Consider the following 21987-nt stretch of genomic DNA (forward strand, 5'->3'; position numbering starts at 1 on the left):
GTCATTTCCAGCCGGCTTTTTAGTTAATGAACCCCGTCGCGCCGTTTCACCGCCCGCCATACCGTACTGGTGCTGAGGCCGAAGCGGTCGGCAATTTCGCGATAGGTCTGCCCCGCTGCTCGCAACTGTTGTAAGGTCGTCGCTGCTGGTTGGGCGGCTGGCTGGGTAGCGATGGGCACGGAAACCACCGTTGGCAATTGCAAAATGGGTGGTGCTAACGGCCGCGGTTCCTGGATAACCACCGGATCAGCCTGTTTGATACGGGCCAACTCATCGATCACAAAATGAGTGGTCTGCGCGTCCCATAGGGCATTGTGTTGCTTGGGGTTGAAGATATTCAGCAGGCCCGCAATCCCATTTAACGGTAAGAAATGGTGGGTATCCTTTTGATGATTGCTACGGTTAATGACCTGATTGGTGTACAGGCTCCCGTCAAACACGCAGAGTGGCGCCATTAATGCCGCCCGGTCCTCTTCTGCCAAGTACGGCAGATTCACCGCCAGCGTGTGGCGAAGCAAGCGCAGATCATTGCCCTGGTCCCAGAAAACAAGCGGTAACTGCCGCCGTAAGACCTGTTGGATAAAGTCCTTCAATACAGTCAGCGGCCGGGCCTGCTGCTCATAGTCCGCCAAAGAGGTCCCTGTCTCCTTGAGGCCGCGCAGTTTCATTTCCGCAGCAAAGGCAGGCTGGTCAAAATAGCGATTGAAATAAATATCCAGGGGCTGATTTCCCCGGTACCCCAACGCGGCCAGCTGAAAGATCCCGGCCTTCTCGCCATCAATGGTCGTTCGATCCATGGCGATGTGGTCGCCCGTTCGTTGCGTCCGAAAGAGAATTCCAAACTCGCAGTCAATGACGACGTATTCGCGTGGAATCTCCTGCAACACCCGAATGTTGGGAAAGACCGAGCGCAATTGCGCGCTGGACTGGGCAACTAGCGTGGGGTGTTCCGAGGCAAACTGGTAGCCGTGGCTGTGAATCCGCGACACCGAATCCAAGCCATCCGCATCCGTATCGTAAGCCATAATTTTTTTGCTCCCTAGGACAAAGGTCCGTCCCGATGTGAAGAAAATTTTAAACCGGTCTTTCTTGTCAATCATGATGGAGAGCACCTTGCCCCATGTGCTCAACACCGGCGTTAATTGGCCATTGGCTTCGACCTGATAAACGGGATAGTCTAACATAAATAGATTGTGTTCTTGCGTGGTAGTATTATCCGGAACAGTCTGTTCCAAATACACGATTTTGGCGGTCATATTCATCCCCCATTTCCACTTTCCTCCGTTAAGACAAGAACGCCCTCTTCACAGCTAACTTGGTGAAGAGGGCGTTCTTGTCCTATGACGGTTCGACTTCAGCCGGTTCCGTCACCATTTCCTGGCTCACGACGGCGGCAGCTTCCTTTTGCTCAGCGGTCGCCTGTAACCAAGCGCGGCTTTCTAGGTGACTCAAAATAAACTGATTTTCCAGCAGATTACTGTACTCTTCCACGGAAATCAGTACGACGTTATGCTTGTTCTTACGGGTAATCATCAAAGGTTCTTGATTATTGGTCACTCGCTTCATGTAGTGCTTTAACTTCTTCCGGAAAAACGCGTAACTCGTTGCGTCCATAATGTCCCTCCCCAGGTTCATTGCTGCTGGTCTAAGTCACTCAGTTCTGGCACCACGTTCGTCTGACAATCATTGTCAGGCCCTCACACGTCATCAGTTGCTGGTCATCCCCTGAGCGCTCAGCAAACCCGGTTCCGGCCGAAGGACCTGCCGGGTTGCTTTTCCCAGGGGAATGATTGCACCCCCTCACCAATGATTACCCCAATGTTAACGGATAAAGTCCCCGGCGTATAGCCTATTTACACAACATTTACATACAAATTTTACAATAATGAAAGCACAGCAATCCTTGTATAACAGCATTTATACGACCACCAAAAAAGCCGAGAGTTTTCACTCCCGACCTAATTCATTAATGATGTTGATTCAAATAGGTAACCGTGTCTCTGCCCAACCGATTCATGGCGTGATACTGCTGATACTGATTGCCCTGTTGCGCCATCACCACGACCGTGTAGGTGCCGTGAGACGTCTTAAAGAGGCTCGCATCGTTCTGGACGCCCTTGGCTGGGAACTCGCCCGTCTTGTTGTACACGGCGGCGTGCGTCACCAACTTGGGGAGCTTGCTATGATTCTTGCAATGATGTAACAGGTTCATCATTTGCTTGTCCCGGGTTTTCCCTAACAACTTATGTTGCGAGACTAACGTTAAGAACCTGGTCAAATCATGCACCGATGTGTAATTATCATGTCCACGACTGATGGCCCGCGTATCCATCATATACCGCTTTAGATGCGTGTGCTTAAAGCCATACTGCTTGGCGGTCTTGTTTACCAATTTGAACCCACCTAGCCGATGAATCAAGGCATTGGTGGCCGTGTTATCGGAATTATAAATCATCCGTTTCAAATTAGTCTTCACCGTCTTGGTCAATTTCAAATGGTGATCCTGGGCCCGTTTGAAAATCGTCAGCATCACGTAGACCTTAATGGTACTGGCCGACCGCTGCGCCTGGACCTGGTGATTGCCCGTGGTCACGCTTAGCGGCCGCTGACCCAAGCGCGTGACCTGGACCGACCATCGGCCATGAACCGGTGCCATGTCTCGTTTGATGACCTTCTTAATGGCCGCCTTTTCGTGTGAGACCGTCGTTGCCTGGGCTGTTACCGTGGACCCCAACAACCCTAACGCTAGGGCACCCACAATGCTGAATCTAAGCCATCTTTTTCCTGTCATCCTTATTCATTCCTCCAAGGCCGGCCCGCCAAATTTCGTGTGAGTCCGCGCGATTTATTTGCCATATTCCGTGGCGATAACTTTATTGTCACCCGTCGTGTTGTCGGTCAATTCACCTTTCGAATTGATGCCGTACCACCCCACGGTTGGGTCCACAATATCCGTGACTCCTTGTTTCTTCATGTTCTCCGTGCTGTGATTTTCCTTGACCCGAATCGTCAACGTGCCATCATCATTCGTTGTTTGCGTGAAGAACATGTCCTGAATGGTGATGTGCTTGCCCGCATAGTCCTGCTTCAAGTGTAACCAGACCCACTGGTTGACCTGATCCGTCGTTAAGTTATGCGTGTCCACCGCACTGGTCGCGGCCGAACTACTGCTAGTGCTGGTCGTGGCGGAACTCTCACTAGAACTTGCCGTCCTGACATCTCCCTTTTGGGCAGCCGCAGCGCCATATGGCCGGTCGGCCTTGGCCTGCGTGGCCGTCAGCTGGGTCATCGCTGGGATATTACCAAACACCCCGATTAACTTCAGCCGGTCGTTTGTCAGCTGCACGCGATAAATGTTTAAGGCCGTTTTGTTGCCAATACCATACGATTTCACCCAATAATTGTTATGCGCCAGCTTCTTATAGGACACATCTTGATTAACGCCCCAACCGGAACCGCCAGAAACTAATTCCTTATGCTGATTATAGGTATCATTGTGGCCATCTAAACTGTCCGCATTCACGTAGAAGGTCGTCCGCATAAACGCGTCACTCGACGATTCATAGGCCCCCGCTGGGTCAACGAGGCCACCCGGGTGATAGCGTTTGGCGGCATACAGATCCGTTTGCCAGGTGCCCTTTAATTCTGCGGGGACTCCCGCCGTCCATCCCTTACCGTTATCACCCACGATAAAATTACGGTTGAACTTTGGTGATGTACTCTTCAGATTATAGGCCTGCTTGGCGTCATCCCCCCAACTAAAGGTGACCGTGGCCGTCTGCTTCTTTGGCAGCTTAACCGTTAACTTTTTAAGGCCGTCCTGTGACTTGACGCCGGTGATGATACCTTTGATCACGGTGCGTTTGTTAGTCGTCAGCGCCCACTGCCAATGGTTCTGGTGATACGTGAATCGTGAGTAAGTCACCTGCTGATTAGTTCGGGTTCCCGTATCCTCCGCCGAACTCTTTCGCACTGGCTGCAGCAACGTCGTCAGTTTTGATGGTTGTGGCTGATCGGCTAGTTTCTGTTGCGTGGTAGATTTCGCACGGCAACCGCTTACAAGTACAACCGCCACTAAGGCGAGGCCGAGTAACTTCGCTTTCGTTTGCATGATTAGCTCCCCTATCTTTTCGTCCGTTTGCCAAACAGTGCCGACACTCGTCGTCCAAGTCTCAGCACTATCGTTGTTCCCTATCACTTCTGTATGTACTAGTTCTTGCTCTCGCTGATGACCCGCTTGACCCACCGCTGTGAATAACCATACTTATCGGCGAGTTGTTTCTCCGACATCTGCGGATACTTTTCTTGGATAGCCGCAACTGTCCCATTCCGGTCGTACAGCTTCATTGGCAGGTTCAACTGAGTCCCACGAAATTCCTGGTAAAATTTGAGCATTTCGTCGGTTCCCAGCAGTTCATCGAGCTTTTTATAAACGCCTTGCAGCGCATCTGTATCAATATCCATAGTTTTTTCAAGCCTTCCCAGTTGTTTAAAGATTCTTAAACAAAGGTTAGCAAATTTTTGTGGCAGATAGTAATAGCTTCGACACCTATAATAGCATACACAGTTATTTGCTGGATTGATTGTATAGTTGCACGTCAAATACCGTCGTTTTTATTTTCGTGTTGGAGGTATTTGCGCACGGTGCGCTCAGCTAACTGGTACTGGGCACTCAACTCATGCACCGAAGCGCCAGCTGAATAGTCCCCCTGAATGCGCTCCTGCAAGGCCTCGCGCCGCATCAACCGCATTGGGAAGTTGACCGTGCTTCCCCGAAAATCCTTAAAGACTTTAAGCGTATTCTCCTCACCAATTAATTCTGCCAAGTCTTGGTAAATCGCCTGCCAATCATCTTTTGCCATGTCGTCCAGCCTCCCTTCTCCTAAAATTTTTGCTTACCTACAGTCTAAACTATTCTGGGGCTTGGGTGTCCACTTATTTTCGCAAGGCGCGTACTTTTTGTGAAATAAAAAGAATCCGTCACTTATTGGCGAATTCTCTTTATGAAATAACTTAGAACGCTAAATGCTTTTGAATCGACAGTGGGGCAAAATACTGGTGTTTCGTTTTGAAGTGCGTAAAGACCATCGGCTTCAAGCTGGGATCCTGTTGGGGTGAGGCAATCACAGTCCGCTTCTTGCCACGAATCTTCATAGTCATGGTAAAGTAACTACCTGTGTCGCCGGGATGCGTTTTACTATTGAAATTGTACATGCTACGCTTACCCTTTTGCATCGTCTTAGTAATCGTCAAGCTCGGCAATTTGTATAGCTTACCAAAGCCCCAGCTGACCTGATGCTTCTTGATAACCATTTTGTACATGCCATCCTTCTTGCCCATGTAGTGGTACCAGGTTCCCCGCATCTTTTTGGGCGTCACCTTTACCGTCCGATACTTAGTGGCTGCTTGCACAGTGGTGGTGCCTGCATTAAGGGCACTGCCACCAACCAGCGTTGCCAATACAATAACAAAACTAATTACAAATTTCTTCATCATTAACGACCTTCCTACTGAGTAATTGGATCAGGGCGCTTGTTCAATACTTTCTGAGAAACAGTATAAGTTCGCTTAGGCTTAGTCTTCGTAAAAACGTCTGGATTTATACCAGAGCCTTGAGGAAGTTCAACTAAGACGTGCCGCTTCTTCCCGTTAATCTTCTTTGTATAATTAAAAAGAACTGTTCCACCACTTGGGGTCGTCTTACTATCAAATCCATACAAAGCAAGTTTCCCTTTTTGATAATCCTTCGTCACATCTAACTTTTTGATTAAAGAATTCTGATCGTCATATTTGTATCTGAACGAATGCTTCTTAATGACAATCTTAAACATACCGCGCTTAGCATCCTTATGGTACCAAGTTCCACGCATCTTTTTAGGAGTAGCTTTCAAGTGCGTAAATTTGGTTTTAGCTGCCTGCGCCGTCGTCCCCGACATCACCGCACTGCCGCCAACAACTGCGGCCAAAACGATCATCAAGCTGATCAACAATTTCTTCATGCCCAACATCTCCCATTTATTATGTACGTTGGTAATTTCACCAACAATTGGTTCAACCACCACCCCATAAGGATACACCTGGAACCGCAAAAAACGTAGTCTCAATTTCCCCACTAAAAATGGCGCTCAGTCCCATCGGACCGGCGCCATTTTGGCTAATCATTACCAATTTAAAGAATTACTGGTTAATATTTCTGGGTTGTGGTTACTCATCAGGTAGGCCTGGCCGTCATCCCCAAAGGTCAGCCCCTCGAACTCCCGGGTCGAGTCAAAGCCCGTCCAGGTCACGTCATCGCTGGTCAACTGGCCCAGCTTGGAAACCGGCAAACTGGCGATTGAATCGTCAGCCACCAGATATAACCGGTCGTTGTGCGGGTTGTACGCCATGCTTTGCACGCAGGTGCCCGGACCATGTTCCAGAATCTGCTTGGTCAATTGGAAATGTACGCGATTATTTTGAATCGTTCCCTGATAAAGATAAACGTTCACGGGGTCGGGGCGCGTCCAGAAGTAGGCGTGGCCGGCCTGGTCAAAGGCCAAGACGTGACCACCAGGAACGTTGAGTGTCTTTGACTTTAGCCGAAACTGAATCTTGTGGACCGGTGCCAACGTGCTGGCACTGATCTGTTGGAGTACGCCGTACTTACTGAGATTGACCCGCGGTGCCGACTCCTTGTCGCACCACATGTAAAACTTCTGCGTGGCCCAGTCGTAGGCCAGGGATTGGCCGTGCCCGGTCGCAAATGCCGGGCCCACCTTAATGGCCGCCCGAATCTGCTGTTCCTGGGCGGAATGATTGGCAGCAGTCGTGTAGACCATTTGGATCTGCCGCGGTGTCGCATTCAGTTGGGCCAAAGCGGACATATCAAACCGCACGATGCGGCCACGATTCTGCCAAGCCGTAGGACAGTAAACGACGTAGAGGTATTGCCCGACCACGGCGGAACTCTGCGGGTCGCCCCACGCCTGGTGTTGGTACCCCGGAATCGGCAACAGGTATTTCGTGGTAAAGGTGACCGCGCTGCCCTGATTGCTGGCAATCGTGTTCACCCCATGTGGATTGGTGGCATTGGCGTAGGCCGTGGGTACCGTGACGAAATGCACCTGCGCATCATCTAACGACGTCAAATTTTTCGGTGTGGCCAGGGCCGCGACCGACTGCTTCACCAACGTGTCTGCTTGTGCGGGAACCGCCATCCCCATCAATCCCAAACTGAGGATTAACGCCCCGAGTAAATGAATTCTTCGCATAATCCCTCACCCCTCAATGTTTTCAGCCAGTATACTGCACCGACCGCCAACTAGCGGAGATAAGGATTTTTTCAACTTGCTAAACTTACCAACTGACCCGGTTGCCCCGCAGAATTTCCGGATTGTGATTGGTCAACAGGTAGGCGTGACCGCCCTTGGTAAACGTCAGGCCTTCAAATTCCCGTTTGGATGAGAACTTGGTCCAGCGCACGTTATTCTTGGTCAGATGACCCTTGCCGGAGAGCTTGCTGACGGGCACGCTAGCGATTGAATCGTCGGCCACCAGGTAGACCCGGTTGGTGTGTGGATTGTACCCCATACTCTGCACGTGGGTCCCCGGACCATGTTTCAAAATCTGCCGCGTCAGTCGGAATTTCACGTGATGCTTCGAGATACTCCCCTGATAAATGTAGGCCTGATGCGTCGTTGGTCGACTCCAGAAGTAGGCCCGGCCCTTCTTATCAAACGTTAACACGTGGCCACCCGGCACCGCAAACCGCTTGTGCTTCAGGCGGAACCGAATTTGATACCGCGGCGTCAAGGTGTTGGCCTTGATCTGTTTGATGTACCCGTACTGATTGACGGGTGTGGCCGCCGACTTCTCCTTGTCACACCACATATAAAGATGATGATTTTTCCAGTTATACGCTAACGACTGACCATGTCCCGTTTCAAAGGGCTTCCCAACCTTGACAGCCGCATGACTGGCAAGTTGCGCCTTGGCATTGCTGGTGTAGGCCGTCTGTAATTGTTGCGGCGTCAGGCCTAATTTATTCAGCTTCTTCATATCGTAACGCACGATGCGCCCACGATTGTGCCAAGCCGTGGGACAGTACAAAACGTAGAGATAACGGCCGTTGGTGGTCAGACCCTGCGGATTGCCCCAGGCCTGATTGTGGTAACCGGGTAGCGGCAACAAATATTTCGTTTTAAAAGTGATTGCCGTCCCCCGACTCCGTTTGATAGTGTTGATGCCATGCGTATTCTTGGCGTGCTGATAATTTTTGGGTGCTTTAACGTAGTGCACGCGAGAATTGTTCACGTGCCGCATCCGCCCCACGCTTAAAGCGGATGACTTCTGGTGATACGTCCCGTAGGCCTGTGCGGTCGTACTGCCGCCCAGCCCCAAGCTGACGGCCACCAATACCGTTAAACCCCAATGTAGCTTCTTCATGATCAAATCCCCTCAACATTTTTTCGTTTTACAAACCTTCACACTGTTTGAATCCAAACTTTGTCCACTGAATAATTGCCTACCAAATCAGTTCATGCAAAACACCGCGACATGATTGCGAACAACTGCCAAATAATTAATATCTCATAATCTGTTTGGTTATCATTCAAGTCTTGTCGCAGGGCTGGTGAAAATGAGTTTAGCCGTGGGAGTTGCCTTAGTGGTGCTAACCACTTAGGCAACTGATATCTTTGAGACGCATCTTTTTGCGGCTCAAAGTAAGGTTGGCGACCGCTCTTTGGCGCCAACCGTTCGCCCACAGCGTTCCGACTCATTTTCACCAGCCCGGAGACACTGACAACGCCAGTGTAACCAATCCCCAAAGCGTTCATTATATTAATTATATCGCAAGCATTCCTGGCAAACAAAGATTCTGCTAATGTGATGCATTCAACATTACTAACTGGCTAGGACAAACTAAAAGGAACCCGGCAGCCTGCCAGATTCCTTTGGGGTTTGCGTTTAACTTAATCTAGATGACTTCGCGCTTGAAAGGATCCTTAGAAATCCCTTTGTCCAGGATATCCTTGCTCCATTCCTTAGCGGAGAACAAACTGTGGTCGCGGTAGTTCCCACAGCTGTATTTGTCAGTGCCTTGGACGTCTTTCCATTCCGTATCAAAGGCAATCCGGTGCAGCGCAGCCTTTAAAGCCTTGGCAACTTCTTCAGTGGATTGTTCGCCCCAGGTGATCAAATGGAACCCGGTCCGGCAACCAAATGGTGAGCAATCAATGACGCCAGACATTTCATCACGCAGGTAACCCGCCAGTAAATGTTCAATCGTATGTAACCCGGCCGTTGGAATTGCGTTTTCGTTAGGTTGAACTAATCGTAAATCAAAGTTAGAAATGACGTCGCCCTTGGTCCCTGTTTCCCGAGTAATCAACCGAACGTAAGGTGCTTTAACAGCTGTGTGATCCAAAGTAAAACTTTCAACTTTTGCCATTATTTGCCAACTCCCTTTTCATTATATATGTTAATAACCAGTTTGGTGTGGGGTAGACTGCGTTGATACTTGCCTCCGGCATGGTGAAAATGGGCCGGAACACGGTGAAGTCCGTTCCCGACGGCAGATTCAAGGTGCCCTGGTCACTAACCGCAACCTAGTTGGCCATTTTCACCATACCTGCGGCTAACAGTGGCTTAACCCACACGAAACTTGTTAACGATACTTCCTTTACTGTACACCAAAGTAACCGCTACCGGCCACTAATTTATTTTAGGGAATTATAACCATTTTTGTAAACGCTGGTCTGCCAGTAACTTGGCTACATTTAGATAGGATTCATTAGAACATAATTGTCCTACTTGCGAGTTAAACGACAGTCATCTAGTTCTGTAATACCTGCACAATCTGACAGCCACCACTCAATTTTTCCAGCGGGCTAAGTCTATGTGAGCCGCAGGGTGGGTGAAAATGGGGCCAGCCGTGGGAATTTCCTTAGCGGTTTTACCGCTTAGGAAATTGCTATCTTTGAGACGCGTTTCTCAGCGGCCCAAAGTAAGGCTGGAGACCGTCCTTTGGCTCCAGCCGTGCGCCCACAGCGTTCCGCTCCCATTTTCACCCACCCTGCGGCGCTGCAAAAAAGACTAACCCGCCAGGTAAGATTTGGTTAAGAGACTACCTAATTAGGTAAAGGTCGCCGCCATTTGCCACGTAAATGACTATACTTGTCAGCGTATAAGGGGGAGGAGTCATCATGCAAAACGCACCATTGCCGTCACGGGGACGGCATTTTACCAGTCGGCGTCACCGCGGACGCCACATCATTTTGACCCTGCTCGCGCTCTTCCTGGTGGGCGGTGGACTTTACGGGTGGCACGCTTGGCACACGGCTCAACAAACCTTTTCAGCAACCTATCACGCCGTGGGCAAGCCCAGCGATACCACCATTACCAGTGGCAAGCCGTTTGCCATTCTCCTGTTGGGTACCGATACCGGCGCACTTGGGCGGACGCAGGTTGGCCGGACTGACACCATGATTGTCGCGACGATTAATCCGCAGAAACAGACGGCCAAGCTGACCAGCATTCCCCGGGACACACTGGTCAATATTTATGGTAGTCAAAACGACGAGGAAAAGATCAACGCGGCCTACCCACTCTACGGCGCCAAAACCACGATTCAGACCGTGGAGCACCTGGTCAACATCCCCATCCACTACTATGTGCTCCTGAACATGGGTGGCCTGGAGAAAATGATCAACGCGGTTGGCGGCGTTACGATTGATCCGCTGCTGACCTTCCACTATCAACAGGCCAACGTCACCAAGGGCGTTAAGATTCATCTAAACGGCGCCAGCGCCCTGGCCTACTCAAGGATGCGCGACCAGGACCCACTCGGCGATTACGGTCGCCAAGCCCGCCAACGTCAAATCATCAAGGCACTGGTGTTAAAGGAAGCCAGCTTGAGCTCGGTTCTGCGCTACCAAACAGTTTTGAAGTCGCTCAACAGCAATCTGCAAACGAATCTGACCTTCGACGACCTGATGTGGCTACGTACCAAGGACGGCCACGCCAGCCGCCATATCGAATCCCAAACGCTCCAGGGCCAACCAGCCACTATCAACGGCATCGATTACCAAATCGCACCACAAAGTGAAATCACCAAGGTCTCAACGGGTCTTCGCCAAGCATTAGGCTTAGCCACCACCAGCACGTTTCAAACGGACGCGTTGGACCCGATGGGGTTTTAAAGGTCCTTAAAGGCAAATAAAAAATGCAGACTGGCAATTCTCACGGAATTGTCGGTCTGCATTTACTTTATTTACATTTAATTTTTAAAGAGATATATCTAATGGTAAACAACCGACTAACTAAATCAGAGACAACCAAGAGCGACCAGAAGCGGGTCAAGGTTCCCCGCTGTGTCGATGGCGCTAGCTACATAATTGATTAGCCATTCACAACTAAGTTCAGTTGGACACCACACAGCCTACTCGGGTTTAAACCAGAAGTTTGGTAAAAATCAATCGTAGCCGCAGGAAGCCAGGGATGGAGCCAGCTGTGTCGATGGCGTTAGTTACCGTTTTTGAGGTAACTTACACCATGGGACGACTTTGGAGCCTGGCTGGTCCTGCCAGGCTTCAAAGCGAGCCGGAAGACCGCCTTTTGGCTGGAGGCGGGCCCCACAGCAGGTGGAATCCCTGGAAGCCGGAGGCGGTTATTTTTAGCCAACTACTCTGATTTATTTTGGCGGAGTTGCCAGATGTGCCAGCCGATGATTAGGATACTAGCATCCGCCAGCACCGTCCCCAGCGCAATCAACAGGTTACCCGCGGACGTCACCATCAACCCGGAGGTCAACGGGAACCGCGCCAGTAAGCCCAGCAGCGTCGTGATCCACAAGCTCCCCAGAATTGCGGGGAACCAGGAATCCGCGTGCCGCCGGTGATGCCACCAGGTCAGTCCGGTGACGGCCAGGGCGAAGACCAGCAGGAACACACTACCACCAACCCGGGTCAGGTAGATGAGCCCTCGCGCTGGGACGACTCGTGCGGCCAGCCACGTCGCGAGAAACAGCGCCACAACGATGACCAACCAGCCGACTAGCTGCATTTGCGAGGTCACCCGCCCGGCCAACCATACACCGAGTATCATGGCAATCACGAAGATGCCAAATTGTACCGTGATCAGTAACCCCTGTAACGGCACGGCTGGTAGAATCGCTGCGGGTAAAACTACCCCTAAGATAAAGATTAAAACGGGCACCAGCAAGTCCCAGGTCAACCACGCGGGTTTCGTCGAAGCCGCTCCCACTTGCGCCGCGACGATCTGCGGGTCCGCTCCAAAAAAGTCTTGGGCGGATTGCTCTTTTGACTGCGCCACTAATAAATTGGGCAAGACTTCCCGTAATTTTCGCTGGAGGGTATCCTCGTTAGCGAACTTGGGCTGTTGCCGCAAGGCCGCCACTAGGTCATCCCAGTAAGCCTGATTTTCTGGCGAAAGTTGCTCGCGTAATGCTTGATTTTGTTCCGCAATCGATAAGCGTTCTGCCAAGATTGCCACTCCTCTCGTTTCACTCAATATCCCCCATGATAGGGAAGTTTTCCCCGGAATACCACTGATTTATCGCGGCCTAGCGAAAGAGCCAGCCAAGCCAACTACCACCGGCAGCCAATATCAGGCCACCGACGACACTGAGTAGGAGATACAGCGTCATGGCGCCATACCGGCGTTGGTCCGCCAGCATAACGACCTCGTGGCTAAACGTTGAATAGGTCGTAAAGCCACCCAGGACGCCGGTTCCCAATAAAATTGCGGTCAAATTAGTTGCCTGCCAACCGGTTAAAAAGCCTAGCAGTAGGCACCCCAACCAGTTGATCAACAACGTGGCGAGCGGCCACCGATTGCCATGATAGGACTGCACCAATCGCGTCATTCCGTAGCGGCCCAGAGCCCCCACGGTCGCGCCCAGGCCAGCCACCGCGGCCATCACTTTTCCTCCAAGTGAAACGACCACCAGTGCCGGGCAATCCAAACACCCAGAGCGCTGCAAATCATCCCACCAATAACGGTGATCAGCACGTAACTGATGGCCGCTAGCCACCGTTGTTCACTCACCAAACGCACGGCGTCGACACTAAACGTTGAGAAGGTCGTAAACGCCCCGACGCCACCGACACCTAAGCCCACGGTCACGGCTTCCGGCCACCGAGCCGTCAGGCGTTTGGCATGTGACAGCCAAGCCAACAGCCCACTCCCAATCAAGTTGATCAAAATCGTCGCCCAGGGAAATCCGGCTGCCGCGGGCAACGCTTGCCCCACCAGGTAACGCCCACTGCCCCCAAGAAAGGCAAAAACAATAATTGCAAACACGTTAGCCATTTGCTGGCCTCCTCCAAAAGTATCTTTCCATTGTACCAAAAAAGCCGCCATCAAGGCGACTTCTAGTGAAACTAGTTTGGTTGGTACGAATTGACCGAGAAAATTTGAAGCATTATATCAATCAGCCAGATCTATCCGCATTACAAATTACAAATTACAAATTACAAATTACAAATTACAAACCAATTGTCAATTCAGCGACAATCACTGTCAAATAACGACGACATTGTCATTGGGTAAACCCACGTCAGCCGCAGGGCTGGTGAAAATGGGCTGACTAGGCCAGTGTGAGTGACCAGAGGCAGATCAAGGTGACCAGCTGTGTCGGTGGTCTTGGCCGGCGTTTTTTGCCGGCCTAGAGCACGGGACGGCCTTGGAAACTCGCGATTTTCAGCGAGGTTTCAAGCCGAGCTGGAAGACCGCCCCTCAGGCTGGAAGCGTGCCCCACAGCAGGGCACCTTGAAGCTGCCGCCGGGAACGGCGCCCACAGCGTCACGGCCCATTTTCACCAGTCCGGAGGCGCTGACAACGATTTATTTAGTGTGTTTTAACAACCAGGTCGAGCGCCGTTTGTAAGTCGCGCTGCTGGTCTTCGCTGAGCTGGTCATCCGCGATGCACTGCTTGACGTTTTCAGCGACGACGACCCCGATCATGCGTTCCACGCCGGAACGAACGGCGGCAAGTTGGGTCAGAATATCCTGACATTCCCGACCGTCGTCAACCATCTTCAGGATGCCTTGCAACTGGCCATCCGCCCGCCGAAGCCGATTCTTTAATTGACTGGACGTTGTTTGGACCATTAAGCGCTCACCTCAGTTAATTTTTCGTCGATGTACTTCTTGAGTGCGGCCTTGGGATGAAAGCCCACAACCTTTTCCGTTGGCATGCCGTTCTTGAAGATGACCAAAGATGGAATACTCATGATGCCCAGAGACTGCGCCAATTCTTGGTTCTGGTCGACATCGAGGGACGCAAACTTCACTTGATCACCGTACGCTTCGTCTAAGCTTTCCAGAACGGGCGTCTGCATTTTACATGGCCCACACCAGTCAGCCCAAAAGTCCACGACCGTGACCGCGGTGTCATCACCAATGTGTTCAAAATCCTTGCTTGTAATTGCTTGCATGTTCATTCATCCTCCTCGGTTTCTTAATCAGTGTCATCAGTATACCCCAAGGGGTATGATGACGCCAGCTTTTTGTTTTTAGCGCAGACAAAAAGGCGTGACACCCGTAGGCACCACGTCTCATTTACCAATTCGTTAATCTTTCGTCAGTTCTGGATCCTCGTCCATGCCGGCCGTCAAACGGGGATGGTTGTTCCCACGCTTGGTTTCCTTTTCCACAGCCTGTTGGGCGACCAAGTTCAAGTAGTTGAATGGGTCGTCAAAGTTGGGATTGAACAGCATGTCTACAAAGGCCAAATCGTCAATCGTGTTACGGTTTTGAATCGCAATCGAAATGGCGTTAGCGGATTGGGCCACTTCATGTTTGCTGAAGAATTGTGCCCCTAAGATCCGCCGGTTTTGCCGGTTGTAGACCAAGTTGATGGTCAGGTCATCCGTTGATGGCATGTACGTTGGCCGCCAAGTGCCTTCGAACGTCACCATATCAGCATCAAATCCCGCGTTCAACGCGTGGTCAATGGTCAATCCGGTTGAAGCCAACGTCCGGCCAAAGATTTGCATCGCGGAAGTGGCTTGCGTACCCGTGTACTTTTGAATGTTGCCGAAGATGTTGATCCCGGCTAACATCCCTTGCCGGACCGCGTTCGTTGCCAGTGACGTGTAAGCTGGCTTACCAGTTGGGTTAAAGTTAACCACACTGGCGTCCCCACAAGCAAAGATGTCAGGATCAGATGATTGCACGTAGTCGTTGATGATGATGGCGCCGTGCCGATCCATGTCGACTTGGCCCCGCAACAATTCTGTATTGGGCACAAAGCCCGTGCAGACAACGGCTAAGTCAGCGGTGAAGTCCCCGTTCGTGGTTTCGATAACTAATTCGCCGTCATCGTTCCCTGTAAATGAGGTCACCCGCCGATTCAATAACACGTTAACCCCTTTGTCTTCAAGGATGCTGACGATATGGTCAGACAAACCCTTGTCGACGTAGTGGTTCAAGATGATGTCTCGTGATTGTAACAGCTGAACTTCGTGGCCAGTCCGCGCATAACTTTCAGCTAATTCGGTTCCGATATAACCGGCACCAACGATTGCAATCCGTTTAACACCCTTAGCAGCTTCGTTAATCGCAACTGCTTGTTCATAATTCTTGCAAAGCATGACCTTATCTTCATCGATACCAAAAATAGGTGGTACCGTTACGGTTGACCCCGTTGCCATGATTAGCTTGTCGTAAGTGTCTGTGGTCACATCCCCAGACTCCATATCAACAACTTCGACCGACTTCGTTGCTGCGTCGATCTTAATCACGTTGTGTCGGGTCAAAACCTTTGCCCCGGCTTCCGCAAGTTGTTCAGGTGAAGAATAGAACATGTCCTCAAGATGCTTGACTTGCCCATCAAGGAATAATGAGATCCCACATGAAAGGAAAGAGACGTTCGTATGCCGTTCGTAAATGGTCACATCTGTGTCCGGATGATCACGCAAAATTTGTAGCGCTGCATTAGTTCCAGCGTGTGTACTACCAACAATGATGACTTTCATGTTTACCCTCCTACATGAAAAACGATTCTAAAGCTAGTCTACTTGAAAGTTAGCGAAAGATAAATGACTTCGTCTCGGAAAACCCGGTAAATCAGGCATTTTCCTCACACTTTCATTAAAATGGTGAAAGCATGTGCGTTTTGCACGAAAAAAATTCGCGGTTAATTTATTATTCAATAAGTAAAAAGCGTAAAAAGAATAGCGTCAAAATAACGAACAGGCTTACAAATGCCGGTAGTCCGCGGTTTGCCTCATTTGTGGATTTTTAGACCTACCGTCGATACCGTAACCCGTCTACTCCGCAAGCGATTTTCATTTATTTTGACGATTGGCAATCCATTGTCCGCAACCGTTAGCAACGCAATCCTTATGGGGCCTGGCCTGGTTTTGTCTCGGCATTTCCCGTCAGTTATCGTTAAGTCGCTTAGCCCATAGACTTTCTAACCATTTTTTTCGAACAGTTACAATTCGCTTGCGAATAATGACGAGACTCGGTATTATACCCGTAGTTGGTTCGTGATACGTTCTGACCTTAAGCACTGTGATAGATGATAGGAATCACTGTCTATAGATGCACTCCCCCCAAAACAAGTGATTTATTAACAGATTCCTAAATAGAGGCCCTGAGTAATCCGCATGTTGCTCAGGGCCCTTTCTATGCCCAAATTTCTCTGGGCTGTGCTTTGTCTTGCGCCTCCGGGCCGGTGAAAATTGAGCCGTGACGTGGTAGTTGGCCGTTCCCGGCGGCGGATTCAAGGTGCCCTGCTGTGGGGTCGGTTCCAGCCTGAAGAACAGGCTTCCACCTCGACTTTGAGCCAAAGAGCGGTCTCAAAGATCGTCCCATGCTCTAAGCTGAGTGAAAAACCTCAGCTAAGACCATCGACACAGCTGGTCACCTTGATCCGCCTCTGGTCACTAACATCTACCTAGCCCGCCCATTTTCATCAACCCTACGGCTTAGACTAGCTTAGCCCGTTTCATTTGGGCATTCTCAACTATTCCTACTACCTAAACAACAAGACCCCTCACGTATTTTTTACGTAAGGGGCCTCTTTTACATCCTATTAATATTTGTTTTACTATTAAACCTAGCGGCTGGTCTTCGCCGTCCGTACTTCGCGGTAATACTGCCAGCCTTGGCGTACTAAGAACGGAATCGCCAGGAGACCGATGAATAGCCACGTGAAGTTCTGGCGGATGAACGGTGTGTTGCCGAAGAAGTAGCCGACCGCCGAACAGCTGAAGACCCAGATGAAACTGCCCGCCAAGTTATAGAGACGGAACTGGCGCCATTTCATGTCCGTGGTACCCGCAATGATCGGTACAAATAACCCAACGAAGGGGATGAACCGGCCAATCAGCAGCGTTTGATCCTCGTTACGGGTGAAGACTGCCGTGGCCTGTTTGACTTTGTCTTCTGGCAGGCGCTTAATCAGTTTTTCCTGATGCTCGCCCCACTTCAAGGTTGTCACGTACTTGACCGCCGAGCCGGCCGTCGCTGCCATCGTGAACATGAGGACCAGCAGCCAAATATTTAACTGCGAATGCGGATTAGCCGCAATCGACCCCACCATGAACAATAAGGATTGTCCCGGGATGAAGGAAAAAATCAACATGCCTGATTCCAAAAAGATTAAAAAGAATAAGACCGGATAGATGCCCGTCCCTAATTGGTTCGTCAGGGGCACCAACACGGTCAACGGGTGCCAAATGATCTCCCAAATCAACGCTACTAAACTCATCCTACGTCTCCCTCCGTCGTGGCCGACAAGCTGCCGTCATTCACCTTATTTAAACGATAAGTGAATTTACTTTGAATTGTCGCCACGCTTTGGCCTAGATGGCCAATCTCCCATAAAGTTGTTGCGGTTTTCTAATTAGGTGACGGGACGCTTCACCATCGAACCCATTAAAGTCCTTATTAGCTATTGTTTTCATTAATAAAACCATTATAAATGATTAACGGGTGATAAGTCTTTATTTTCCCATTTTTCCTTAATCTACTGATAACTGAATCCATAATTGGTCTACGTCGGTGTTTGCTAATCGGTGACCAGCACCGGTTTACCAAGTGACCTGGCCCAACCAAGCAAATGTGTCGTCAACAATCGATCAATCCAACGCTTGTTTCCTATTATACGTCTAAACTGTCAGTTGTCAGTACTGCCTTAAATGTTAATCGCCGGGCAGCCTAAAAACGCGGCCGCATCGCTGTCATACCGGGATGTTGCCGCATTGATTTATTTATGAGCACTAGTCTTATCAGCTGGAAACAGCCATTAAGTTTACCAACGATTGACAGCCAACGCCATTATTAGTAAATTTATGAAACCAATCAATTGCACCTAATTTGATTAGGGGTTACACTACAATCAAGTTAGTAACAAAGACTGTTGCTAACGGAGTCGTACCAAATTCTTAATACTCTTTTACGAGCAGCACTTAGCACTCCCCCAAAGTATCTAACCCTGCTCGTATCCCCCCTCAAGCCACGACGCGAATCGTGGCTTTTTTAGTGGGAAAATTTTGCGCGTTTAGATTGTAAGGATGACTAAGTTTCTAGCCGAATTTGTTGGTAATTTCCGAATACTTCTTGGTTCTTAAAAATTGTTTGATAGCGTGTCTAGTTCAAATATTACGGCTAACCTTTACGCCGATTAAATCCAGCAATGACACGATACAAGACCAGCTCAATTAGCGCGAAGCCTAGCTCGGTATCACCCACCACAGTTAAAATCCACTTGGACTACACGCGGGCTTAACCTGTGTCAGCCGCAGGGTCGGTGAAAATGAGCCAGCGTGGACAGTATCAGTGACCAGAGGCGGATCAAGGCGCCCAGCTGTGTCGATGGTCTTAGCTGAGGTTCTCTCCACTGTTTGACCATATCGATCACCATTAGTTAAAACCCACCTGGACTACACGCGGGTTTAACCAGTGTCAGCCGCAGGGTCGGTGAAAATGAGCTCAGCCGTGGGAGTTGCCTTAGCGGTTTACCGCTTAGACAACTGCTATCTTTGAGACGTGGTCTTCGGCTCAAAGTAAGCCAGGAGACCGTCTTTTGGCTCCGGGCGTGCGCCCACAGCGTCCCGGCTCAGTTTTCACCGACCCGGAGGCGAATGGGAGTACCCACGTTAGTCCAAGACCTGGACGCCGACGCCGATGAGGCCCGGTCCCGTATGCACGCCCAACGCCGGTGAGACATCCCCGGCATACCAATCGGTGACGTTCGGATGAGCCGCCTTCAACTGGTCCAAGACCTGTTGTCGCAGGTCCGGGTCGGCCCCATCACATACAGCCACGTTGACCTTGGTGGCATCACCAATGGCACCATCGACCAAGTCTAATAGTTTGCCAATCGTCCGTTTGGCGCCCCGTACCTTGGCAATCGGGTAGTAGATGCCCTCTGGATCACAGGAAATAATTGGTTTCACGTTTAAGAGGGTTCCGGCCATGCCGGCCACCTTACCAATACGGCCCCCGGCTTGCAGGTATTTCAGACTGGGCACATAAAAGAAGACCTTCGTCTGCGCCGTTACGCGTTCAACTTCCTTAATGATGTCGGCAAACGCTAATCCCTGGTCCCGTAACTGAGCCGCGTAGATGGCCGAAAAACCACTGCCGATGCCGACACTGCGGGTGTTGATCACGTGAACCGTCAACGGCGAATCTTCCGCTAACAGCTGGGTCTCCTGAAAAGTCCCGGAGAGGGCAGCAGAAATGCAGACGGCAATCACGTGCGTGTAGCCGGACGCCTGAATGCGCTCCAGTGCGTCCAAGATTCGTTTACCAGTCGGACTCGCCGTGGTCGCTTTCTCGGTCGCCTGGCGTCGATAAAATTCAGTTGGGGTAATGGTTAACCGGTCTTCGTAGACCCGGTCACGGAAGACCACGTTCATTGGCATCAATGCCATGTCAGCGGCGGCTAACACTTCAGCCGGCACATCCGAACAGGAATCGACTAAAATGGCAATTTTTTCTGGTTGCATGACGGTTACCTCGTTTCTCCTAGTTTCGCTCTTCGATAATAACTAAGATTATAACGCAATCATCTGGTTTTGGAAACTAGGTTATCTATACTTTGTTTTAAATCTAACGTAACGAACCGTTTCAGTTGCCCTTTGAGTCACCAGTGTTCTCATTAATGATGGGACCCAACCATGCAATCAAAAAATATTTTTCGGCTTAAAATTTTAGCCCATTCTAATCCTGTAATTAGTCGCTTCCTCTAGTTATCACTGAACAGCCACCAGGCCACCGACTTATCGGTTTTTTCACACGGCAAGGCGGGCCAACCATGAAACCGTCACCACGTTCCTTTTTGCCCGGAGTCCCCCACCCGTAGTTAATATAAAAACTATAGTTACAAACATATAAAAACTTTTTTGGCCCACCAAAAATTAATCCCAACACGGTTGACATTACGGCTAAATGGCCTATACTTACGAATGGAATTGAAGCGCGTCACAAGAGTTAGCTTCGTTAATTTTGCCATTATTCGCACCATTTACGCCACGCTGACGCTGACTCGCGTTCACCAGGAAAGGCAGAAGTCAATCGACTACCTGAATTTCTAAGCCAATAGAAAAGAGGGATTTTATGAATAATCATGAAACCGACGAGAAGAAGCACCATATGATTCAGTCAACCGGGGGCAACCAAAAGAGCCTGGATGAAGTTAATGGGACCGTTGAAGTCCCGCAAAATGCGGGCTTCTGGCGAACCCTGATGGCCTACACCGGCCCTGGGGCCTTAATTGCCGTGGGGTATATGGACCCCGGGAACTGGATCACGTCGATCGCCGGTGGTGCCCAGTACAAGTACACGTTACTTGCCGTGGTTTTACTTTCCAGTTTAGTCGCCATGCTGTTACAAGCCATGTCGGCCCGACTGGGGATTGTCACGGGAAAGGATTTGGCCCAGCTGACCCGGGAACATACCGGTAAGCGAACTGGATTCTTCCTGTGGATTGTCACTGAATTAGCTATTATGGCGACTGATATCGCCGAAATTATTGGGTCCGCGATTGCGTTGAAGCTGTTATTCGGCTTCCCGCTGATTGTCGGGATCATCATCACCGCCATGGACGTTCTGGTCCTGTTGGTCCTGATGAAGTTAGGGTTCCGGAAGATTGAAGCCATTGTGGCGACCTTGGTTGCCGTGATTCTCTTCGTCTTCCTGTACGAAGTTATCCTCGCCCAACCCCATATGAGCCAAGTGTTAGAGGGTTACCTGCCTTCTAGCAGCATCATCACCAACCATGGGATGTTGTACCTGTCCTTAGGGATTGTCGGTGCGACGGTGATGCCCCATGATTTGTACCTGGGTTCCTCAATTTCACAAACCCGGAGCTTTGATCGTAAGGACCGTAAGAGTGTGGCCCAAGCCATCAAGTTCACCACGATTGATTCCAACATCCAATTGACGCTGGCCTTCGTGGTCAACAGTTTGTTGCTGATTTTGGGTGCCGCCCTCTTCTTTGGTACCAACAGTGACCTCGGTCGATTCGTTGACTTGTTCAACGCCTTGTCCGACAGTCAAATTGTTGGGGCCATCGCCAGTCCAATCCTGAGTATGCTGTTCGCTTTAGCCCTGTTATCTTCCGGGCAAAGCTCAACCATTACCGGGACGCTGGCCGGGCAGATCATCATGGAGGGGTTCATCAACTTAAAGATGCCACTTTGGGCACAACGGTTGATCACCCGGTTACTTTCCGTAACGCCAGTAATCATCTTCGCCATTATCTACCATGGTAACGAAGCGAAGATTGAAAATCTCCTGACGCTGTCGCAAGTCTTCCTGAGTATCGCGTTACCATTTGCCATGATTCCACTAGTCATGTTCACTAGTAGCAAGAAGCTGATGGGTGAATTCGCCAACCGGACCTGGAGCCGAATCCTCGGTTGGATCATCGCGGTCATCCTCATTATCTTAAACATTTACCTGATTCTTAATACCGTCGGCCTGGTGAAGTAACCTCGCTGATATCCCCGTTCGCTGGCAGTCGTT

Annotated in this window: 22 protein-coding genes; 3 read left to right on the forward strand and 19 right to left on the reverse strand. The window is 50.3% G+C overall.

Features of this window, described 5'->3' with window-relative positions:
- Nucleotides 1–23: 23 nt before the first annotated feature.
- The 11 genes from JUF22_RS00380 to JUF22_RS00430 form a co-directional block, all read right to left on the reverse strand.
- Complete coding sequence (locus tag JUF22_RS00380) at nt 24–1256, reverse strand: helix-turn-helix domain-containing protein (RefSeq protein ID WP_203642319.1); 1233 nt, start codon at nt 1254–1256, stop codon at nt 24–26.
- A gap of 82 nt (nt 1257–1338) precedes the next feature.
- Nucleotides 1339–1614 carry a type II toxin-antitoxin system Phd/YefM family antitoxin gene (locus JUF22_RS00385; protein ID WP_164511328.1) on the reverse strand — a complete coding sequence of 92 codons (276 nt, stop codon included), beginning with the start codon at nt 1612–1614 and terminating at the stop codon, nt 1339–1341.
- 352 nt (nt 1615–1966) lie between these two features.
- Nucleotides 1967–2791, reverse strand: coding sequence for a serine hydrolase (locus JUF22_RS00390; RefSeq protein ID WP_203642320.1), 825 nt, complete (start codon nt 2789–2791; stop codon nt 1967–1969).
- A 54-nt stretch (nt 2792–2845) separates the two neighbouring features.
- Nucleotides 2846–4111, reverse strand: coding sequence for a hypothetical protein (locus tag JUF22_RS00395; protein ID WP_203642321.1), 1266 nt, complete (start codon nt 4109–4111; stop codon nt 2846–2848).
- 98 nt (nt 4112–4209) lie between these two features.
- The gene (locus JUF22_RS00400; RefSeq protein ID WP_203642323.1) at nt 4210–4464 is read right to left on the reverse strand and encodes a hypothetical protein; all 255 of its coding nucleotides are present in this window, start codon (nt 4462–4464) and stop codon (nt 4210–4212) included.
- Between the two features lie 134 nt (nt 4465–4598).
- Nucleotides 4599–4862 carry a Mor transcription activator family protein gene (locus tag JUF22_RS00405; protein WP_203642325.1) on the reverse strand — a complete coding sequence of 88 codons (264 nt, stop codon included), beginning with the start codon at nt 4860–4862 and terminating at the stop codon, nt 4599–4601.
- Between the two features lie 151 nt (nt 4863–5013).
- Entirely contained in the window at nt 5014–5493 is a 480-nt protein-coding gene (locus JUF22_RS00410; protein WP_203642326.1) for a hypothetical protein, read from the reverse strand.
- Between the two features lie 14 nt (nt 5494–5507).
- A complete protein-coding gene (locus JUF22_RS00415; RefSeq protein ID WP_203642327.1) occupies nt 5508–5999 on the reverse strand; it encodes a hypothetical protein in 492 nt (163 codons plus the stop codon).
- A gap of 162 nt (nt 6000–6161) precedes the next feature.
- Nucleotides 6162–7250: an SdiA-regulated domain-containing protein gene (locus JUF22_RS00420; RefSeq protein ID WP_203642328.1), complete on the reverse strand. Its 1089-nt coding sequence runs from the start codon at nt 7248–7250 to the stop codon at nt 6162–6164.
- 85 nt (nt 7251–7335) lie between these two features.
- Nucleotides 7336–8424 carry a hypothetical protein gene (locus tag JUF22_RS00425; protein WP_203642329.1) on the reverse strand — a complete coding sequence of 363 codons (1089 nt, stop codon included), beginning with the start codon at nt 8422–8424 and terminating at the stop codon, nt 7336–7338.
- A 532-nt stretch (nt 8425–8956) separates the two neighbouring features.
- On the reverse strand, nt 8957–9430 hold the full coding sequence (locus JUF22_RS00430; protein ID WP_203642330.1) for an S-ribosylhomocysteine lyase: 474 nt from the start codon (nt 9428–9430) through the stop codon (nt 8957–8959).
- 754 nt (nt 9431–10184) lie between these two features.
- Between JUF22_RS00430 and JUF22_RS00435 the strand changes: the two genes are divergently transcribed.
- Nucleotides 10185–11180 (forward strand): LCP family glycopolymer transferase, encoded by a 996-nt coding sequence (locus JUF22_RS00435; protein ID WP_203642331.1) that lies wholly within the window; start codon nt 10185–10187, stop codon nt 11178–11180.
- Nucleotides 11181–11661: 481 nt separating this feature from the next.
- Here the strand turns inward: JUF22_RS00435 and JUF22_RS00440 are convergent, their stop codons facing one another.
- From JUF22_RS00440 to JUF22_RS00475, 8 genes are all read right to left on the reverse strand, one after another.
- Entirely contained in the window at nt 11662–12492 is an 831-nt protein-coding gene (locus JUF22_RS00440; RefSeq protein ID WP_236000683.1) for a DUF1129 domain-containing protein, read from the reverse strand.
- A 70-nt stretch (nt 12493–12562) separates the two neighbouring features.
- Nucleotides 12563–12919, reverse strand: a complete 357-nt coding sequence (crcB, locus tag JUF22_RS00445; RefSeq protein ID WP_203642335.1) for a fluoride efflux transporter CrcB — start codon at nt 12917–12919, stop codon at nt 12563–12565.
- Nucleotides 12919–13311: a fluoride efflux transporter FluC gene (locus tag JUF22_RS00450; RefSeq protein ID WP_203642337.1), complete on the reverse strand. Its 393-nt coding sequence runs from the start codon at nt 13309–13311 to the stop codon at nt 12919–12921. The genes crcB and JUF22_RS00450 overlap by 1 nt, the downstream gene beginning before the upstream one ends.
- Nucleotides 13312–13848: 537 nt before the next feature.
- Entirely contained in the window at nt 13849–14112 is a 264-nt protein-coding gene (locus tag JUF22_RS00455) for a metal-sensitive transcriptional regulator (RefSeq protein ID WP_203642339.1), read from the reverse strand.
- A complete protein-coding gene (gene trxA, locus JUF22_RS00460) occupies nt 14112–14438 on the reverse strand; it encodes a thioredoxin (protein ID WP_203642341.1) in 327 nt (108 codons plus the stop codon). Before trxA ends, JUF22_RS00455 begins: the two co-directional genes overlap by 1 nt.
- A gap of 135 nt (nt 14439–14573) precedes the next feature.
- Entirely contained in the window at nt 14574–15980 is a 1407-nt protein-coding gene (locus tag JUF22_RS00465; protein ID WP_203642343.1) for an FAD-dependent oxidoreductase, read from the reverse strand.
- A gap of 1088 nt (nt 15981–17068) precedes the next feature.
- Entirely contained in the window at nt 17069–17722 is a 654-nt protein-coding gene (locus JUF22_RS00470) for a VTT domain-containing protein (RefSeq protein ID WP_203642345.1), read from the reverse strand.
- Nucleotides 17723–19112: 1390 nt separating this feature from the next.
- Complete coding sequence (locus JUF22_RS00475) at nt 19113–19967, reverse strand: DegV family protein (protein ID WP_203642347.1); 855 nt, start codon at nt 19965–19967, stop codon at nt 19113–19115.
- Nucleotides 19968–20426: 459 nt separating this feature from the next.
- Here JUF22_RS00475 and JUF22_RS13805 point away from each other — a divergent pair, with 459 nt between their 5' ends.
- A complete protein-coding gene (locus JUF22_RS13805; protein ID WP_263972785.1) occupies nt 20427–20555 on the forward strand; it encodes a hypothetical protein in 129 nt (42 codons plus the stop codon).
- Between the two features lie 22 nt (nt 20556–20577).
- On the forward strand, nt 20578–21954 hold the full coding sequence (locus JUF22_RS00480; RefSeq protein WP_203642349.1) for an Nramp family divalent metal transporter: 1377 nt from the start codon (nt 20578–20580) through the stop codon (nt 21952–21954).
- The last annotated feature ends 33 nt before the right edge of the window (nt 21955–21987 follow it).

Source organism: Levilactobacillus lanxiensis (assembly GCF_016861655.1).
GTDB lineage: Bacteria > Bacillota > Bacilli > Lactobacillales > Lactobacillaceae > Levilactobacillus > Levilactobacillus lanxiensis.

Coding starts and splice junctions, on each gene's coding strand:
- JUF22_RS00380 (WP_203642319.1), bottom strand. CDS start 1,256: ATGACCGCCAAAATCGTGTATTTGGAACAGACTGTTCCGGATAATACT.
- JUF22_RS00385 (WP_164511328.1), bottom strand. CDS start 1,614: ATGGACGCAACGAGTTACGCGTTTTTCCGGAAGAAGTTAAAGCACTAC.
- JUF22_RS00390 (WP_203642320.1), bottom strand. CDS start 2,791: ATGACAGGAAAAAGATGGCTTAGATTCAGCATTGTGGGTGCCCTAGCG.
- JUF22_RS00395 (WP_203642321.1), bottom strand. CDS start 4,111: ATGCAAACGAAAGCGAAGTTACTCGGCCTCGCCTTAGTGGCGGTTGTA.
- JUF22_RS00400 (WP_203642323.1), bottom strand. CDS start 4,464: ATGGATATTGATACAGATGCGCTGCAAGGCGTTTATAAAAAGCTCGAT.
- JUF22_RS00405 (WP_203642325.1), bottom strand. CDS start 4,862: ATGGCAAAAGATGATTGGCAGGCGATTTACCAAGACTTGGCAGAATTA.
- JUF22_RS00410 (WP_203642326.1), bottom strand. CDS start 5,493: ATGAAGAAATTTGTAATTAGTTTTGTTATTGTATTGGCAACGCTGGTT.
- JUF22_RS00415 (WP_203642327.1), bottom strand. CDS start 5,999: ATGAAGAAATTGTTGATCAGCTTGATGATCGTTTTGGCCGCAGTTGTT.
- JUF22_RS00420 (WP_203642328.1), bottom strand. CDS start 7,250: ATGCGAAGAATTCATTTACTCGGGGCGTTAATCCTCAGTTTGGGATTG.
- JUF22_RS00425 (WP_203642329.1), bottom strand. CDS start 8,424: ATGAAGAAGCTACATTGGGGTTTAACGGTATTGGTGGCCGTCAGCTTG.
- JUF22_RS00430 (WP_203642330.1), bottom strand. CDS start 9,430: ATGGCAAAAGTTGAAAGTTTTACTTTGGATCACACAGCTGTTAAAGCA.
- JUF22_RS00435 (WP_203642331.1), top strand. CDS start 10,185: ATGCAAAACGCACCATTGCCGTCACGGGGACGGCATTTTACCAGTCGG.
- crcB (WP_203642335.1), bottom strand. CDS start 12,919: ATGGCCGCGGTGGCTGGCCTGGGCGCGACCGTGGGGGCTCTGGGCCGC.
- JUF22_RS00450 (WP_203642337.1), bottom strand. CDS start 13,311: ATGGCTAACGTGTTTGCAATTATTGTTTTTGCCTTTCTTGGGGGCAGT.
- JUF22_RS00455 (WP_203642339.1), bottom strand. CDS start 14,112: ATGGTCCAAACAACGTCCAGTCAATTAAAGAATCGGCTTCGGCGGGCG.
- trxA (WP_203642341.1), bottom strand. CDS start 14,438: ATGCAAGCAATTACAAGCAAGGATTTTGAACACATTGGTGATGACACC.
- JUF22_RS00465 (WP_203642343.1), bottom strand. CDS start 15,980: ATGAAAGTCATCATTGTTGGTAGTACACACGCTGGAACTAATGCAGCG.
- JUF22_RS00470 (WP_203642345.1), bottom strand. CDS start 17,722: ATGAGTTTAGTAGCGTTGATTTGGGAGATCATTTGGCACCCGTTGACC.
- JUF22_RS00475 (WP_203642347.1), bottom strand. CDS start 19,967: ATGCAACCAGAAAAAATTGCCATTTTAGTCGATTCCTGTTCGGATGTG.
- JUF22_RS13805 (WP_263972785.1), top strand. CDS start 20,427: ATGGAATTGAAGCGCGTCACAAGAGTTAGCTTCGTTAATTTTGCCATT.
- JUF22_RS00480 (WP_203642349.1), top strand. CDS start 20,578: ATGAATAATCATGAAACCGACGAGAAGAAGCACCATATGATTCAGTCA.